Source organism: Vibrio sp. VP6 (assembly GCF_028823755.1).
GTDB classification, from domain to species: Bacteria; Pseudomonadota; Gammaproteobacteria; order Enterobacterales; family Vibrionaceae; genus Vibrio; species Vibrio parahaemolyticus.
This window is the reverse complement of the sequence record NZ_JAPEID010000014.1, coordinates 1-16,348: the sequence shown is the minus strand read 5'-3', so window position 1 is coordinate 16,348 and position 16,348 is coordinate 1. Positions and strand designations below refer to the sequence as shown.

Annotated in this window: 17 protein-coding genes; 10 read left to right on the top strand and 7 right to left on the bottom strand. The window is 45.2% G+C overall.

What is annotated here, in order from left to right; translation table 11 throughout:
- The first annotated feature begins 115 nt into the window (after positions 1–115).
- The 4 genes from OU793_RS10990 to OU793_RS10975 all read left to right on the top strand — a co-directional run bounded on the left by OU793_RS10990 (position 116) and on the right by OU793_RS10975 (position 3,343).
- The gene (locus OU793_RS10990) at positions 116–1,459 is read left to right on the top strand and encodes an OmpP1/FadL family transporter (protein WP_180793935.1); all 1,344 of its coding nucleotides are present in this window, start codon (positions 116–118) and stop codon (positions 1,457–1,459) included.
- A 78-nt stretch (positions 1,460–1,537) separates the two neighbouring features.
- Complete coding sequence (locus OU793_RS10985) at positions 1,538–2,257, top strand: carbonic anhydrase (RefSeq protein WP_017819741.1); 720 nt, start codon at positions 1,538–1,540, stop codon at positions 2,255–2,257.
- 79 nt (positions 2,258–2,336) lie between these two features.
- Positions 2,337–2,888, top strand: a complete 552-nt coding sequence (locus tag OU793_RS10980) for a YtfJ family protein (RefSeq protein WP_005374105.1) — start codon at positions 2,337–2,339, stop codon at positions 2,886–2,888.
- 20 nt (positions 2,889–2,908) lie between these two features.
- Positions 2,909–3,343: a hypothetical protein gene (locus tag OU793_RS10975; RefSeq protein ID WP_005480927.1), complete on the top strand. Its 435-nt coding sequence runs from the start codon at positions 2,909–2,911 to the stop codon at positions 3,341–3,343.
- Positions 3,344–3,422: 79 nt separating this feature from the next.
- Here the strand turns inward: OU793_RS10975 and OU793_RS10970 are convergent, their stop codons facing one another.
- Both OU793_RS10970 and yjjG read right to left on the bottom strand, forming a co-directional pair.
- The gene (locus tag OU793_RS10970) at positions 3,423–3,962 is read right to left on the bottom strand and encodes an NUDIX hydrolase (protein ID WP_017635078.1); all 540 of its coding nucleotides are present in this window, start codon (positions 3,960–3,962) and stop codon (positions 3,423–3,425) included.
- Between the two features lie 51 nt (positions 3,963–4,013).
- Positions 4,014–4,688: a pyrimidine 5'-nucleotidase gene (yjjG, locus tag OU793_RS10965; protein ID WP_140103965.1), complete on the bottom strand. Its 675-nt coding sequence runs from the start codon at positions 4,686–4,688 to the stop codon at positions 4,014–4,016.
- A 138-nt stretch (positions 4,689–4,826) separates the two neighbouring features.
- Here yjjG and OU793_RS10960 point away from each other — a divergent pair, with 138 nt between their 5' ends.
- The 4 genes from OU793_RS10960 to OU793_RS10945 all read left to right on the top strand — a co-directional run bounded on the left by OU793_RS10960 (position 4,827) and on the right by OU793_RS10945 (position 7,261).
- On the top strand, positions 4,827–5,750 hold the full coding sequence (locus tag OU793_RS10960; protein ID WP_159404270.1) for a LysR family transcriptional regulator: 924 nt from the start codon (positions 4,827–4,829) through the stop codon (positions 5,748–5,750).
- Between the two features lie 115 nt (positions 5,751–5,865).
- Positions 5,866–6,180: a hypothetical protein gene (locus OU793_RS10955; protein ID WP_140103967.1), complete on the top strand. Its 315-nt coding sequence runs from the start codon at positions 5,866–5,868 to the stop codon at positions 6,178–6,180.
- 47 nt (positions 6,181–6,227) lie between these two features.
- Complete coding sequence (locus OU793_RS10950) at positions 6,228–6,914, top strand: YafY family protein (protein WP_005374113.1); 687 nt, start codon at positions 6,228–6,230, stop codon at positions 6,912–6,914.
- Positions 6,915–7,078: 164 nt separating this feature from the next.
- Entirely contained in the window at positions 7,079–7,261 is a 183-nt protein-coding gene (locus OU793_RS10945) for a hypothetical protein (RefSeq protein WP_005393690.1), read from the top strand.
- Between the two features lie 70 nt (positions 7,262–7,331).
- On the opposite strand, the gene OU793_RS10940 is transcribed toward OU793_RS10945, so the two are convergent.
- The 5 genes from OU793_RS10940 to OU793_RS10920 all read right to left on the bottom strand — a co-directional run bounded on the left by OU793_RS10940 (position 7,332) and on the right by OU793_RS10920 (position 14,781).
- Positions 7,332–11,450, bottom strand: coding sequence for a M66 family metalloprotease (locus tag OU793_RS10940; RefSeq protein ID WP_021450304.1), 4,119 nt, complete (start codon positions 11,448–11,450; stop codon positions 7,332–7,334).
- Positions 11,451–11,481: 31 nt separating this feature from the next.
- Positions 11,482–12,351 carry a hypothetical protein gene (locus tag OU793_RS10935; RefSeq protein ID WP_005479976.1) on the bottom strand — a complete coding sequence of 290 codons (870 nt, stop codon included), beginning with the start codon at positions 12,349–12,351 and terminating at the stop codon, positions 11,482–11,484.
- Between the two features lie 1,032 nt (positions 12,352–13,383).
- Entirely contained in the window at positions 13,384–13,617 is a 234-nt protein-coding gene (locus OU793_RS10930; RefSeq protein WP_005497910.1) for a hypothetical protein, read from the bottom strand.
- 87 nt (positions 13,618–13,704) lie between these two features.
- Entirely contained in the window at positions 13,705–14,259 is a 555-nt protein-coding gene (locus tag OU793_RS10925) for a sugar O-acetyltransferase (protein WP_159404269.1), read from the bottom strand.
- Positions 14,260–14,382: 123 nt separating this feature from the next.
- Positions 14,383–14,781, bottom strand: a complete 399-nt coding sequence (locus OU793_RS10920; RefSeq protein ID WP_005459319.1) for an OsmC family protein — start codon at positions 14,779–14,781, stop codon at positions 14,383–14,385.
- Between the two features lie 205 nt (positions 14,782–14,986).
- Here OU793_RS10920 and msrB point away from each other — a divergent pair, with 205 nt between their 5' ends.
- Together msrB and OU793_RS10910 are read left to right on the top strand one after the other, a co-directional pair.
- Positions 14,987–16,129, top strand: coding sequence for a peptide-methionine (R)-S-oxide reductase MsrB (msrB, locus tag OU793_RS10915; protein WP_005479994.1), 1,143 nt, complete (start codon positions 14,987–14,989; stop codon positions 16,127–16,129).
- 32 nt (positions 16,130–16,161) lie between these two features.
- Entirely contained in the window at positions 16,162–16,311 is a 150-nt protein-coding gene (locus tag OU793_RS10910) for a DUF2256 domain-containing protein (RefSeq protein ID WP_071653083.1), read from the top strand.
- The last annotated feature ends 37 nt before the right edge of the window (positions 16,312–16,348 follow it).

The following is a 16,348-nucleotide window of genomic DNA, read 5'->3' as shown; positions in this document are numbered from 1 at the left end:
AAATTTATTTATTGTCAACATACTGTTAGTTTTACCCCTAAATATACTGGTCAGATTTGTTTATTTTACTGCTTTTAGTTGCAATACAACCTCTAATTAATTCATGAGAAAAAACATGCAGCGACAATTAACTCTTTCACCGATTTATTTATTAATCGGTTTAGCCTCCTCGACGGCGTATGCCGGAGGTTTTCAAATTAACGAACATTCGGCGACGGGTCTTGGTCGTGCTTTTGCTGGTGATGCTGTTATTGGTGATAATGCGTCTGTAGTCAGCCGCAACGCCGCAGCGATGACGCTGTTTAAACAAAATGCCTTATCGTTCGGTGTCACTTACGTCAAACCTGACGTTACCGTTAAAAATGCGCAATATCATCGAGCTAATATTAATGCGGATGTCAATGTTGGTATGGGCGGTTTTCCTCCGTCCCCTCAAGTTGACATTACCCCGTCCTTCTCTCAAACCGTGACCGACATTGATGACGTCGATGGCGTTGGTCAACCAGCCGTTGTACCCAATTTTTACTTTATTCACCCTATCAACGACGACTGGTATCTAGGCTTATCGGCATACTCCAACTTCGGAACCGACATGGAGTTTAAACCAAACTATGGCGCACCTGTTTTTGGCGGTGTCACCAGCGTAGCGAGTGTCAACCTTGGCGCAAGCTTGGCATACAAGGTGAACGATCGTTTTAGTATCGGTGGTGGTATTGATGTGATTTACGGCTCTGGTGAGCTGTACCGCGATATGGACGTGGGTGTTTGCGTTGGTGGGAACATACTTGGAAACGAACTAGAACAACGCTGTGGATCCGTAAAAGGCAACGCACTTGATGTGGAAGCTGGCGGCATTGGGTTTGGCGCGAACATTGGCATGATGTACGAGTTTAACGAACGTCATCGCTTGGGTTTGAGCTACAAGCACAGCCCTAACATCGATGCCAAGGGTGACATCCACTTTGCTGGCGAATCGTACGACTCACTTGCTATGCCGCTACCGGATATTGCGGAGTTTTCCGGTTATCACCGCGTCTTACCTAAATTTGCCCTGCACTATTCTGTGCAGTGGATTGGTTGGTCAGCATTTGACAGCTTGAAAGCTGATGATCAGTTGCTAAAAGATTTTCAGTGGCAAGACTCAGCGCACTACTCCATCGGTGCGACTTGGTACGCCAATGAACGTTGGACACTTCGCACGGGTTACATGTTCGACAAAACACCTGTCGATGAGCTGACTTCGCTTTCTATCCCAGATTCGAACCGTCACTGGTTATCTGCGGGTGCCTCTTACCAATGGTCATCAGATACCACGGTTGACATCGGCATGACGTACTTGATTGGTGAAGATGTCAACGTAGAAGAGTACGCGTATGAAGGTGTTCCTGCACCGATGGTAACGGGCGTGACCCATTCAAATGCGTTCCTAATTGGTGCCCAACTCAGCCACCGTTTCTAATTTGTCAGGCAGTGATCAAACCTCTAGGTCATTGCCTTGTAACAACGCTTATCAAAGCGACCGAACAGAGACATTATTATGAACAAAACACTACTTGCTTTTTCACTCTCACTTCTCACTCTAGGCGCGGCTCAGGCTTCAGAATGGGGCTATGGCAATGACAAACACGGGCCAGAGCACTGGGGAGAAATCGCCAAAGACTGCGCAACCACGAAAAACCAAAGTCCAATCAACATCGACAACCCAGCCGATGCAAAACTGGAAGCACTGAACCTTTCGTACACTGGTCAGGTCATTGGTTTAACCAACAATGGTCATACGCTGCAAGCGCAAGTGAACGGACGTAACAGCTTCACCATCGATGGCGAGACGTTCGAGCTGCAACAGTTCCATTTCCACACACCTTCAGAAAACCAAATCAAAGGCCGCCAATATCCACTTGAAGCGCACTTTGTGCACGCCAACGCAGACGGCGAGTTGGCGGTAATTTCGGTGATGTTTGATGCTGGCGATCAAAACGCAGCACTGTCTAAACTGATCAACGCAATCCCACAAGAGAATCAAACCACTTTCTTTAAAGATACGTTTGAGATTAACGACTTACTGCCAAAAACTGCAAACTACTATCGATTTAACGGCTCTTTAACCACACCGCCATGTTCAGAAGGTGTGCGCTGGTTTGTGCTTAAAGACACTCAAACCTTATCCAAAGATCAAGCCGCGAAACTGATGGAAGTCATGGGACAAAACAATCGTCCGCTGCAACCGCTAAATGCGCGCGTTGTACTTTCTAACTAAACGCCACATCCGATAAGGGGCATCGTATTTGCCCCTTATTTTGATTCGCTCTAACCTCACTTCGTTACAGGAACCCCCAATGAAAACTCCATCTGTTCTGTCACTCTTACTCGCACTCGCCCCGACACTCGCCTTCTCTCATAACCTTTCTGTCGGTCAAACCACCCCTTCCGTCAGCATTGATACCTATGGCGAAATGACGCTGCAAGGAGACGATGTGGCTTATCAACCTTGGGCAACTCAGCAGATGTTAGGCAAAGTCCGTGTGATACAAGCCATTGCAGGTCGTAGTAAAGCTAAAGAGATGAACGCGCCGCTGATGTCAGCAATCACTGCCGCTCACTTTCCTGAAGATCAGTATCAGACCACAACCGTAATCAACCAAGAAGACGCCATATGGGGAACCGGTACATTTGTAAAATCGTCGGCAGAGGACAGCAAAAAGACATTCTCTTGGTCTTCCATGGTGTTAGACAAAAATGGCGTATTAGCAACAACTTGGGATCTGCAGCAAGAAAGTTCTGCGATTATCGTACAAAATAAACAAGGCGAAATTTTATTCGTGAAAGAAGGGGCTTTAACTCAAGACGAAGTCACACACGTCATCGAACTGATTAAACAGAATATCTAAACCTAAGGTAAGGAAAAGCTATGAAACTGTTCAACACCATCGCACTCTGTCTTTTAGCGGCTGTAGCCTCTTTCCAATCGGTTGCTGGAGACAACGATTGGGACAAGATTGCAGATAAGACCGTCAGTTTTAAATCGGAAACCGACACAGTCAATCCACTGTCACCATTTGCTAACGCTCGTTTCAGCCACATAAAAATAAAATGTACGCAAGGTACGGTCGATCTGAAAAGCGTTAAAGTAATCATGAAAGATGGTCAGGAAAAGACGTTCGACAGTTTAGGGGTTCTGACTAAAGGCATGTCATCAAGAAGCTTAAGCCTACCAACAAAAGATAACGCGAAGTTAGACAAAATCGAGTTGAACTATGAATCGGTTGGCAGCACTGCGCTGCAAGTCGCGGGGGTGACCAAAAAAGCGCAAGTGGAAATCTTAGGTAAGAAAATCGACGAGTAAGCGATGGCTCAACGAACTCACCCAAACTAAAAACAGCGGCACTAGGCCGCTGTTTTCATTAAAAAATCGTCATGAATAACTAAATGAATTTCTTCAGCTTCGCCAAACCATAAGCAGCGATGGTGACACAATCTTTGATCGTACCGTCGATCATCATCTGTTCGAACTCCTCAACAGAAAAAGCGCGAGTGATCAAATCCTCTTCTTCACTGTCGAGTTGATTGCCCACGTCCGTTAAATCAGTGGCGAAGTAGACGTGACATGTCTGATTCAAAAAGCCGTATGCGATAAACTGCGCGCCGACATACGCCATGGCGCTCGCCTGCATGCCCGTTTCTTCACGCAGCTCGCCTTTGGCAAGCTCAAGATGATCCGCATCTGGATTTGATTCCCACGCCCCTTGTGGGATCTCCCAACAACGTTGACCTACGGTGTAACGGTACTGCTGAACCAAGTGAATCATCCCGTTATCGATAGCCAGAATCGCAGCACAATCAGGTTTGTCGACCACACCATAGATGCCCTCTGCGCCGCTCGGACGTAAAATTTTGTCCTCACGCACCGTCATCCACTTATTCTGGTAAACGACTTTGCTGTCTAGCTGTTTGATATCTGACATGATTATTCCTTGATTTTTCTGAGGGTTACTGCGGAATAATACCCGATTCGGTTACGCCACCAAAATGTTCTTTAGTTCACTCAAAGACTCAACGGTGTAATTTGGTGCGATACGCTCATCGACGCTTGCGCCTGTGGTATTTAACCAGCAAGTTTCAATACCAAAATTATTACCACCCAGAATATCGGAATGCAGGTTGTCACCCACCATCAGTACGCGCGTTTTGCATGGGTTGCCCATTTGCTGCATCGCGTATTCAAAAATACCTAAGTCCGGTTTTGCTACGCCCACTTGTTCAGAGATCACCACTTTATCGAAGTACTCAGTCATCCCTGTGCGCTCAAGGCGGATCGCTTGCAACTCTGTAAAACCGTTGGTGATGATGCCCATTTTAGCTTTGCCTTGCAGCGCTTCCATCAGCTCTTTTGCACCTGGCAACAAGCTGCAAATATCGGCCATTGCTTCTAAAAATGCGCTGTTGAGATCTGCTGTTGTGGTATTCAACTTCTCAGCCCACTCGGTAAAACGCTTATGTTTTAGCTCATCTGCCGTTACTTTGCCGTCTTGGTAATCCACCCAAAGCGGTTTGTTTACGGTTTGGTAATAAGCAAAATCTTGTTCAGTAAAATCTACGCCTTTGCGAGAAAACATAAGCTGCAAACCTTTGAAAGCATCAAAGTGGAATAAGGTTTCGTCAGCGTCAAACAGGATCCAATCGTACTTCATTTTCTTCTTCCCAAAATCAAGGTCGTAATACTGGTGCATAGTCTAGATTGTTTTCTTCTTGAAGATAATCTCTATAATTGGAAATTAATTGTATCCTTGTGCTCAACAATAAATGCTTCACGATAATAGGAGATTGATGTGAACGCGATTGCCTCCCTGCCCGTTTTTGTTGCTGTTGTCGAATGCAGCAGCTTTTCCCTTGCGGCCAAACAGCTGAATCTGACGAAATCGGCGATCAGCAAACGCATCAACCAACTAGAAGACGATTTGGGCATTCGTCTCCTTAACCGAACTACGCGTAAGCTGAGCCTGACCGAAGCGGGAGAACGCTATTTTGAGCACGCTTCTCAAGCGCTCAATCTGGCCCAGCAAGGCGTAGACGCGGTATCTGAGCTGCAAGGCTCTCCACAAGGTCGGCTCAAAATTACCGTGCCGATGTCTTTCGGTGTACTGCATATCGCGCCTTTGATCAGCGAGTTTCTCGCTCGTTACCCGAAAATTGAAGTGGATTTAAACCTCGAAGACAAAATGGTCGATTTGGTTAAAGACGGTTTTGATTTGGGGATCCGTATTGGTGAACTCACCTCTTCCAATCTAATCGCAAAACGTCTCGCCCCTTGTAAAAGTGTGCTTTGTGCCTCGCCAGATTACTTAGCGGAGTTTGGAACACCACAAAAACCAAGTGATTTAGTCAGTCACAACTGCCTGCGCTACTCCTATTTCCGTGGCGGCGTCGAATGGATGTTCATCAACAACGGCAGCGAATACAAGGTACTTCCAAAAGGAAACTTTATCGTCAATAACAGCGAAGCCATTCGCCAATTGCTGTTAAGAGGTTCGGGCATTGCTCAACTGCCGACGTTTATTGCAGGAAGAGACTTTGCTGCAGGAAATCTAAAACCGGTGATGGAAGAGTATTCTCTACCAGAACACGCCATTTATGCGGTTTTTCCTGAGCGTAAGCACATGCCGTTGAAAGTAAGAGCCTTTATCGATTTTATCAGCGAAAAACTCGGCACAGATTTACCTTACTGGGATCGTTACAGCAGCCCAGAAAAATAACCATATTGATGATAAGTGAGTGAGATTTCACTACTGACATGTTCTGACATTCCATCCGCGTAACCTTATTTGGAACTCAACAGGCAATCCGCCAAAACCAATAAGGAATCACAATATGGAAACCGTTATCGAAACTGTGCAATTTCGTCCAACCGCAGGCACAACAGAGCAAGACGTGATCGCTGCTGCCAAACAGTCACAAACGTTTGTGAAGAATCTGCCGGGCTTTTTGTATCGCTCACTCAGTCACGAAGCGACGGACGATGTGTGGACAGACATCATTTACTGGCGTTCAATGGACGATGCAAAACAGGCGGGAAAACAGATTAAGCAAGCCGTTGAATTTCAGCCTCTGTTATCAATGATTGACTGCGAAAGCTTCGAGCTTAAACATCACAACTTAAAAATGTGCAGTGAGCTAGAGAAGTAATCAGCCACACTACCACTAACAACCAGTAGGTCTAGATAAGGAACATCATGAGCAAATCAGAACGACTGTTTGAGCTACTGACGCTTCTGCGCGCAAAGCGTTACGCCGTGACAGCGAAAGAGCTCGCAGAAAGAATGGAAGTTAGCGAACGTACGATTTATCGCGATATTCAGTCGTTGCTCAGTTCTGGTGTTCCGATTCAAGGTGAAGCAGGTGTCGGCTACCTGTTGCAAGCTGGCTCTCATCTGCCGCCTTTGATGTTCTCAGAAAAAGAGATGATGGCGCTTGAACTGGGTATGCGGATGGTTCGAGCCTGGTCGGATGTTGAACTCGCCGAAGCGTCTCACTCTGCGTCCACCAAAATACTTTCGGTATTGCCCGATAAGCTCAAGCAACAAGTGGAAGATTGTCCGCTGATTGTGCCCGATTATCACACCCAATCCGAGACTGCCAAACGAGGGCAGCTTCTGCGCCATGCGATTGATCATCAGTTTAAGGTCAGTTTGGATTACCAAGATGAAAGCGGACAAGTGACCGAAAGAAAAATCCAACCGTTAGGCCAGTTCTTTTGGGGCAAAGTCTGGACGCTGGTCGCCTGGTGCGAATTGCGCGATGACTACCGCCAGTTCCGCCTCGACCGTATCCAAGCACTGCGTATGCATGATGAAGAGTTTCAGAGTGCGGAAACCAAATCTCTCAAACATTATATTGCGCAGTATGAATCGAAAGATTGAGTGTTTTTCATCCCTCCATCACAAGGATTCTAAATTGCTCTGCTCAATGCGCGATATTTGGAAAGACACATTTGGTTAAACTAATGTTTCATTTTTAACAGATGCGCAACCAACTTAAGATCGTTAACTTAAGTAGCACGTCAACCACACCGGAGCCTGAAGCTATGAAAGTACTGATTCAATACACCCAAGCAGGGAAATATCGAGATCAAGCGTGGGAATCTTTAACTCTTCGATCTAAAGGTGATATGCAGGCCGTTACCCCTTCTTATGCTGCCCAACTTATCGAACAAAGCAAAGCGACACTTGTGATGACAGAAGACGGACAGATCATCTTTCACTCCTAAATTCTATCAGTCCTATGACGAAAAAGGCCTGCATTGCTGCAGGCCTTTGTATGAGTGAATTAAGAGCTATTTACTGGAAACTCACTGCCGTTGGTAGGCGATCAAGCATCTTGTAGTAATCACCAGCCACAGCGCCGATATCACCACGCAAATACGCTTGAATCATATTGAGATCTTTCAACCAAAGTTCTTTGTCAGCATCTGAAGACGCCATGTACCCTGCGTACACATTGTCGACCGCGAACATCATGTCTTCGGCGTGATCGTTGTAAATCAAAAGCATCGCATCTGTGTAAGCTTCGAACGCTTTCAGCTCATCGTGCGCTTTACCACCTTTGTAGCTCAATGTGCCCGAAGTTGCATCGATGACCAAATCACCCGAAGTCACATTCGCTGTCGTAAAGTTGATGAAAGACTGGCTGAACGACAGCACACCTGCCGCGATATCCGCATCAATGGTTCGCTTCATTGCGTTGACCATTGGCGCATCCAGCAGCAATACAGGATCGTGGAACGCTGGGACAATCGCTGTTCGGAATGGCCCCCAAGCGCTATCGATGCTCTCTGCAACCTTGTTTAGTGTTGCAGGCTCATAGCTATCTAGGTACGTTTTTAGATCGTAACCTTTGGACGTCACCAGTTGGTTTGCGTAGTCGTAAGCCAGCTTGTTTGCTTTTGTTGCCACAAACTTCTCGCCGTCGATAACAAACTCAACTTTGTCACCCGCGATAATACCGTAGCGGTCTTGTTGCTTCGTAAACGTATCAAACTGAGATTGACCACGAGTCTTCACTGTGTAGTCGTAAGACTTCATTTGGCGCACACCCATTCTCAAGATGACATCGCCAACACGTCCGCGGCCTTCTGCACCAATATCAAGGAATCTTGCAATACCACGAGGCATTGGTGGTAGGGACTCCATTTGCTCAGTGATGTGTAGGTTCACGGTAACACCTTTTAGATTGGTGTATTCCTTACCGTCTTTACCCACCAATTTAACTGGCGTATTTAACGCATCATTTGCCACGATGTTGCCCATGATGTCTTCGTATTCAGCTTGCACCCCAGGGATATCAAGCAGCGATGCAAAGCTCACCTCATCGGTAAAACGGTTCGAGAATCGACGTGCTAAGAAGTGGCTCGCAAGCGCTTTGTCTGGCCAGTTACCCAACACAGACACCGCATTTGACCAAGGGTAATCCGGGTCAAAGCTACCAATTGAGTTTAGGAAGCGTCCATTCGCAGTTTCCGCAACAGCTATATAGCCCTCATCTGAATCTTCGATAAAGCGTGCTGCCAAATCATCAAAACAGCTGGCTGTTGAAAGATCGTAATCAGCCGGAATTTGGTGTGAGTTGTTGTCTAACAGTTGACCAAAAGAAATCACTTTTTGGTTGCCTGCCGCATTTTCTATCACACATTGATGCTCTGGTGTGCGCAAGATATCAAGGAAGAACGCCGCGGATTTTTTCGCCCCATTCGCGTAATCACAGAACCATGAGTTATCGGCTTTGCCTTCGCTACAGTATTGAGGGTTTGAAGCAATGCGCAATAAGAAATCACCCGGCTTATCCGTTGACGAAGTGTAACCAAGATTGGTGTACAGGTTATCGATGCGCTCAAGATCTTCCATCTTGTCACGGATAGCGCTCATTTCCATATAACGGCGCACTAAGTAACCAGGATAATCGGACGAGAACAATCCCGTCGTCCCATATAACTCCAAGTTGCGTCGATCATAGCTATCGAGATAGTTCTGCCACTCGTAAGAAACAATTTCTTCTAGGTTTGTACCTTCGTCAAAACGGTTACAGTCGCTGTTTAGAGAAACGTTCCCATCGGTACAGAAATCGTAAGACTTACGCTCAATTTCATTCACTTTATCTAGGTAGTAAAGTGCGCCATAACGAGTTTTCGCATTCAGTTCTGGATCATCAGACAACGCGGCGGTATCGAATCGGCTGAAGTCACAGTTGTAGAGTGATTTGCCTTTCTCGTTCCCCGTTAGTGCCTTCACTTCAGAACACACCATCAGCGATGTGTTGTCTGGATTGTTGCCAAACTTGTATGCAAAGCTTTGTTGGTAGGCTTGCTGATCAGCGAGGTAACGAGCGTATGCCGCTTTGTCTTCATCGCTCGCACTGTCTGCCGGTTTCGCAACAGGCGCAGGAGCTGAACCTGAAGAATCTTGAATCGTCTCGACTTTACGACCGTAACCAAACTTAAACGCCGCAATATCGTACAGACCCCAAGTTGGCGTTTCATCCAACATGCTTGGTGCGTAGTCCATCGTCGAACTGTAAGCAGGAATGTTGTTCAAACCAAGTTGATGCGCTTGCTCTAGCGTGTAGTAGTTCGCTTTGTCATTTGAGCCTTTAAAGTTATGGCGCAGACCCATGTTATGACCAAGCTCGTGAACAAGCGTATTGCTGTAAGTCGCAACCGTAATCGCATCTGCGGCTTTCACTTGCAACTCTTTTGGTAGGTATTTCCAACGCTTAAGCTGACGCGATACTTCGTTACCTGCGTCATCGAGTTTGATCTCAAAGTAACGCTCGTCATCCAACTTCAAGTTGTCCAACATGGCCTTGTTGGTTGAAGAAACCCACGACGCTTCGATTGGATAGACGTTGTTCTCTGCCCAGAAAGACAAACGGTTCTCTTCAGCTTCAACCACCTTTTCAAACTCCATGTCATCATTGAAGTTTTTCATTAGCTGAGTTGGGCTCTTCGTCGCTGCTTTTCCAGAAACGATGTCTTCTTTTGAAACGAGCGGCGCATGAATGTTTTCATCCGATTTCAGGCTCGCCATCGCCGCCATTGTAGAAAGCGCTTCAATTCTATCCGCGACTTCTGTTTTCACAGATTCGCTGCTGGTTGGCAATGGATCTAAGCCATCTAAGTCCAGTTGATTACGATTGTAGAAACGCGCCAAGTTGTCCCAATAGAAAGGCACACCCGTTCTTGCAACACCTGCGTATTGGTTCACGTGGCCTTTGATGATTTCCCCCGTCATCGGGTTAGAAACCGACGGGCCATAGCCAAGCAGACCGTTCGCTAGAGGCTCGTCAATCAGGTTAATCACGTTGTAACGCAGATCACCTGGGTGAATACCAGCCGCTTTGGTTTTGTTCACAATCTCGATTTCAGGCTTGCCTGCATCCGCCCCAAATACATTCAGCGCTTGGTTCATCTTGTCGATCGATTGCAGCGTTGCATCCAAGAACAACTTGTTCTTCTCTTCAAAGAAATTGTCGCTCAAGTAATATTTGATAGAGCCTTGATCTGGGTTGAAACGATTGAGGTAAACCACATCACGGTCGTATTTATTCGTGACTGGGTTAAGCTTTTTCGTCGACGTGGTGAAGAAACCAATGTCGTTCTCATCACCCACTGGGTACAAGATCGGTTGGTAACCTTCGGTTGCCACTTCACTTTCGTGCACTAACGAGTAGTAGAAACGAGATTTAAATGCGCCATCTACAAGCGCTTCATCCAAGCTCGCTTTCGTTGCAAAGTTAATGTAGTCGGAAATATTATCTAAATCGATACGGAACGTGCGCTCTAGTTCGAAATTGAGAAGACCGTTTTTAGGGTCAAAGTCCCACGAGATCAATCGTGGTGCGCCAATTTCATCAATGCCCTCGGTAATGCCATACAGATCTTCCATATTGAATTCTGCAATTTCGAGATCTTCAGGACGAGGAGTGAAGTGGGTTTTCTTCTTGTAGTTTAGGCTTGCGTCTTCATTGGTTTCTTCTTTGTTGGTGCAATCACCATGCGCGTCTTCTTGACAGCGATACGCCGCAAAGTCACCTGGAATCGTCAGCACTTGCGCGAAGTTAACGCCGTCGTCGTCTGCGACAAATTTCTCTTCACCGCAGTAGTTATTAGCATCTTTGCTTAGATGCGCGTCTGGGTAGTTTTTATCGTAACTGCGAACTTCCAGACCTTCTTTGGTAAAACAAAGCTCAACGTAACGAGGTGAACCTTGCAAGAATGGGAATTGGTTCAGAGCAAAGCGTGGCGCGGCACCAGTCGTCGGAACGTAAAACCAACGACCGTCTTTAAGGTCTTTTACTGCGACTTCTTTTGCATCTCTTTCGACATAGTCATACGCCTGATCATCTGCGCCACAGCCTGCAAGTGCGGCCGTTATTGCTGACACCAGAGTCAATTTTTTAAACATTATTTGGATATCCTTAATTGTTGTTATTTTCCTAGAAGGAGTAAGTCACTGTCGCGATGTAAGATGCTTTCTCTTGGTCCAACAAATCGATGTTGCCCAAGGTGCCTCGCTCTGCATCTTGATAGAAACCCGTTGATGACGCCGCGAGTAGCAATGACCAGCTTTCATCAAACTCGTATGTGCCGTACAACGCCCCTTCATACTGCCAACTGCTTCTGCGCGTACCTTGATAACTGATGCTATTACCACCTAACGCCGTGATCCCCACTGCGAACGATTCCCACGACTTTTCCGCAACAGCAAACAATGAGTAAGTCCACTCAGTCAGCGAGCGTCCCCCCATGGTTTTGTATTCGTGGAAATTTTTTCTCAGTCTTGGCGAAACCGAAAAATCGACGCTCCAAGCTGAAAAAGAGATCGGCACATCTAAACGAACCGCGGTGTGCAGTTCATCTTTACGAGATGTTTCTGAAGTTGGAATGGTGAGCTGACCCGCAACGCCGATTTTCCCTGTATCTCCAAAGCGATATAGGTTCGTGTATTGCAAGCCCAACACCGAATCTGTCGCGTAGGTGCCGACTTCATCTTCTAGGGCACGATAGCCCCCCGTAGAAAAATAGGCTTTTGTGTCGCTCGAAAAGGAATAAACGAGATCGCCTCCCCACGAGAAATTGCGGACAGAACGGTAGTCGTCTTTATCGTAAATGTTTGTATCGTAAGATAGGTAAACGGCCCCACTAAACTTACAAACAATACAGGACGTATCTCCTTCATTTTGTGTAGATTCAGGCGTGCTGGTGCTATCAATTACACTCGTTTCCACCGCGAATGATGGCGCTGAAAACAGCGTACCCAACAACATTGCAAGCGGCGTCATCATCCACTTTGTTGTGTGCTGCATGTTTTGAAACTTCCATGAGAATTAAGTTCATTAGAATAAACTTAAAGACAAACAGATTATTGGGATGAAATTCCATAAAAATTCAGATAATCAACCCCAATAAACCTATCAACCATAAAATTACTCTTATGGTTAAATCCTTATTTAATTTTTTAATACTATTTATCTGAGTATTGTCGCGTTCTACTTTGCTTAAAAACGCACTTTAAAATGACTTTTTATAAACAAAGCCACTCACCACAACATTAAAGAAGCAGCAAAGCAACGCCATTAAAATAAAAGTTAAAAGACAATTATTATCAACAACTTAAATTCAACAAAAACAGTTAAAATGAATGAATCAAAATGGATAAGTTAAAATACAATAAAAATATAAGAACATCATTCCGTTTAATTTTAGTCGTTATTGTATTGAGAAAGTTTAATTTTCAATTTCTAAAATTGGTGGGATACACATAAGAGAAATCATCAAAACCATCCGTTGTTAATAATGAATTTCGCATTTAAAACAAAAGATAGAAACAAGATCAAATTCATGTTTTCTAATATATCGATTCAACCTTTCACAAGTTTGAATAGAAAATCAAACTTTCAGTCAATTTAAAAACAACAAAACATTCACCAAGTGAATAATCAAAAGATAAGTCAAAACTAAATAGCACATACGGTCAGCATATTTGTGAATTACTATTCATTAATTATTTTTTCATAAATTAAACATTAATGTGACCAATTTCACACAATTGCACTGCGTACAACATAAAGCAAACGAAATTTAAGTGTTTACTGACTCAAAACGTGTCGATAGAACAGAGGTTAAACATCGAGCTGAAACACGTATTTCCCAACAAAATTTATTATACATAGCAGTGAGTTACCTGCATCCAAGCGGTTAAAATGCGTACTAATGTGACTCATTTTTGAGAGAGGAACATAAGAAGAGCAAAAGCACTAAAAGAGGATAATGCGATTTGAATAACCAGTGCTTCAAACCGCACTTATGAACTTATGCAGAGAAAGAAAGACTATCAGTTACTGTTGAATGGTTTTATGACCACAGTTTTCGCAGATCAAGTGACGTTCAAATTCATCCATAGAAGCAAGGAAGGCGCCGAACACTACACTTTTGAGAAAGCCAGCGATGAACTCTTTCTTGTTGCGATTTTTATCGCCTTCATAGCCACTTTTTTTTCTAACTAACACCACGACATGATGCGTTTCTACCCCACATGTAGGGCACATGAGGACTTCTGTCTTGTTCGACATCTTAGACTCCTTGACGAATTATCCCTTTCTGATGGCATGATTCTCTTACGCCCGTAAAGCGAGTCATCATGCCATCACTATCGATTCTTACTCTTCTTCGTTGAGACGACGAATCAACTTCGCTGGTGTGCCTCCGTATAGACAATCTGGCGGCACATCATGGTTAACGACTGAATTCGCCGCAATGACTGAGCGAGCACCTATCGTCACACCTTGGTTAATGACGGAGTTACCGCCAATCCACACATCATCTTCAATCGTGATGGGTTTACAAAACGTTTCCCAACGTCGGCGACTTCGGTAATCCACAGAATGAGAAGCGGTATACAATTGCACGCTCGGGCCAATGAGCACGTGGTTCCCGATGGTAATTTTGGCACCATCGAGCATGACCACGTTCATGTTGATAAAGGTCTCTTCACCGATTTCGATGGTTTTACCGAATTCGCAATGGAAAGGGGCTTGAACAATGCAAAGACCCGCTTTGCCAAACAGCTGTTTTTGCAATTCGTCGCGCTTACTTTCGTCAGTGTTGTTATTGAAGGCGCGCTGGGCAAGAGTCGCTTGAGTTCGAATGGCGTCAATTTCTTTGTCCATGCCATCAAATACTTGGCCGGACATCATTTTTTCTAGTTCGGTCATTGGAAAATTCCTACTACTTCAGACCAAACACACAGTACGCGAATTGCACAAGAAAAAAAGAGAAAAGCCTGCACTTTTCTCTTTCCTATTTTGCTATTTTTTCATTCTGCGGAGGGTATCGATTTACACGATTTCCCAGCTGTGTGTCATTTCGACACCTTTGCCAAGCATTAGGCAAACCGAGCAGTATTTTTCTAGCGAGTCAGCCGCCACTTTTGCTACGACTTCTGGGTCAAGCTCATCACCTGACACTTCAAAGTGGATATTCACTTGCGTAAAGATACGCGGCGCGGTTTCACGACGCTCAGTGGTTAGCTTAGCGTTAACAGATACCACTTTTTGGCCTGCGCTTTTTAAACCATCCACAACATCCACAGAGCTACAACCACCAGCGGCCATTAGCACCATTTCCATTGGGCTTGGTGCCGTTGCACCACCGTTACCATCCATCACGATTGAGTGACCGGATTGCGATTGACCGAGGAATTTAAAATCTTCGACCCATTTAACTTCTGCTTGCATGGTTTACCTCATTTTGGCATCGCTCGTTGGGTGTAACTTTTGCCCGATTGAGCGGTGTATTTCGTGCCGATACTGTATCTTTCTTATCAAAAAGGGCAACGGAATTTTAAAAATCGCTGTAATTTTTTCGCTCTGTTGCCTTTCTATTTACGTAGCACTTTTTATTTCAGTCACACTTTCTACGGAAAACAACGTTGAGGTAGCTATGAAGAAAATATCTAAGTTATTGGTCGGATTCTCTTTCGCACTTCCTGTCTTGTTTCTACTTTTGAGTAAAACAGGCACCGCCGATACGATGGATAAGATGAAAGCTTTAGAGAATGCAGAAATCGCCACACTGGCTGGCGGCTGTTTTTGGTGTACGGAATCGGACTTAGAACAGCTTCCTGGCGTCTTGGATGTGGTGTCTGGCTACTCCGGCGGGCACGTGAAAAACCCAACCTATCGCCAAGTATCTTCTGGAAAAACCGGACACATTGAATCCATCGAAGTGAAATACGACCCGAATGTGGTGAATTACGAACAAGTACTCGATTACTTTTTCCGCCACATTGACCCAACCGACGATAAAGGATCGTTTGTCGACCGAGGTCCACAGTATCGACCTGCTATTTTCTACCACAACGCAGAGCAAAAGCAGATCGCAGAGCAGTTTATGATGGAAATCGACAATGCAAAGGTTTATCCAAAACCGCTTAAAACTGAGTTGATCAAGTTTGAGACATTCTATCCAGCGGAAGAGTACCATCAGGATTACTACAAAAAGAGCAGCCTAAAGTACAAGTACTATCGTTACGCATCCGGTCGAGACAAATACTTGGATGAAGTGTTTGGTGACGATCGCAAAGAACATCCGAAAACACTGCGTCAGCTTATCGATGAGAAAAAGCTGCTGTCGAAGGTAAAAGCATACAACAAGCCGTCTCAATCGAAGATCAAGTCTACGTTGACTGAGTTGCAATACTACGTAACGCAAGAAGAAGGTACCGAGCGCCCGTTTGACAACGAATATTGGGACAATAAAGAAGCCGGTATTTACGTCGACATCGTAACTGGTGAGCCGTTGTTTTCTTCTACCGACAAGTACAAATCGGGTACGGGGTGGCCAAGTTTCACTAAGCCAATCAACCCAGGTTACATCGTCGAAAAAACCGATTACAAGTTGATTTATCCTAGAACAGAAGTTCGCAGTAAGTTTGGTGATTCTCACCTAGGGCACGTATTTACCGACGGCCCAAAACCAACCGGGCTGCGTTACTGCATGAATTCGGCAGCGATGAAGTTTGTGCCAGTAAGCAAAATGGCACAATTGGGTTACGGCGACTATTTGTTCTTGTTTGAACAATAATGAGGACTGGTTAGCGTTTGAGAATTAGTATGATGAAAGGCTTTAAATCGCACTTACCAACAAAGCTGTGCCCCGTCTGTGAGCGACCTTTTTCATGGCGCAAGAAATGGGCGCGAAATTGGGAGACAGTGATTTATTGCTCTGAACGCTGCCGACGCAGCAAACCAGAGAAAAAACCGTAACGCTTACCAAGGCAAACGCTCACCATCGTACGTCAAA

Coding starts and splice junctions, on each gene's coding strand:
- OU793_RS10990 (WP_180793935.1), top strand. CDS start 116: ATGCAGCGACAATTAACTCTTTCACCGATTTATTTATTAATCGGTTTA.
- OU793_RS10985 (WP_017819741.1), top strand. CDS start 1,538: ATGAACAAAACACTACTTGCTTTTTCACTCTCACTTCTCACTCTAGGC.
- OU793_RS10980 (WP_005374105.1), top strand. CDS start 2,337: ATGAAAACTCCATCTGTTCTGTCACTCTTACTCGCACTCGCCCCGACA.
- OU793_RS10975 (WP_005480927.1), top strand. CDS start 2,909: ATGAAACTGTTCAACACCATCGCACTCTGTCTTTTAGCGGCTGTAGCC.
- OU793_RS10970 (WP_017635078.1), bottom strand. CDS start 3,962: ATGTCAGATATCAAACAGCTAGACAGCAAAGTCGTTTACCAGAATAAG.
- yjjG (WP_140103965.1), bottom strand. CDS start 4,688: ATGAAGTACGATTGGATCCTGTTTGACGCTGACGAAACCTTATTCCAC.
- OU793_RS10955 (WP_140103967.1), top strand. CDS start 5,866: ATGGAAACCGTTATCGAAACTGTGCAATTTCGTCCAACCGCAGGCACA.
- OU793_RS10950 (WP_005374113.1), top strand. CDS start 6,228: ATGAGCAAATCAGAACGACTGTTTGAGCTACTGACGCTTCTGCGCGCA.
- OU793_RS10945 (WP_005393690.1), top strand. CDS start 7,079: ATGAAAGTACTGATTCAATACACCCAAGCAGGGAAATATCGAGATCAA.
- OU793_RS10940 (WP_021450304.1), bottom strand. CDS start 11,450: ATGTTTAAAAAATTGACTCTGGTGTCAGCAATAACGGCCGCACTTGCA.
- OU793_RS10935 (WP_005479976.1), bottom strand. CDS start 12,351: ATGCAGCACACAACAAAGTGGATGATGACGCCGCTTGCAATGTTGTTG.
- OU793_RS10930 (WP_005497910.1), bottom strand. CDS start 13,617: ATGTCGAACAAGACAGAAGTCCTCATGTGCCCTACATGTGGGGTAGAA.
- OU793_RS10925 (WP_159404269.1), bottom strand. CDS start 14,259: ATGACCGAACTAGAAAAAATGATGTCCGGCCAAGTATTTGATGGCATG.
- OU793_RS10920 (WP_005459319.1), bottom strand. CDS start 14,781: ATGCAAGCAGAAGTTAAATGGGTCGAAGATTTTAAATTCCTCGGTCAA.
- msrB (WP_005479994.1), top strand. CDS start 14,987: ATGAAGAAAATATCTAAGTTATTGGTCGGATTCTCTTTCGCACTTCCT.
- OU793_RS10910 (WP_071653083.1), top strand. CDS start 16,162: ATGAAAGGCTTTAAATCGCACTTACCAACAAAGCTGTGCCCCGTCTGT.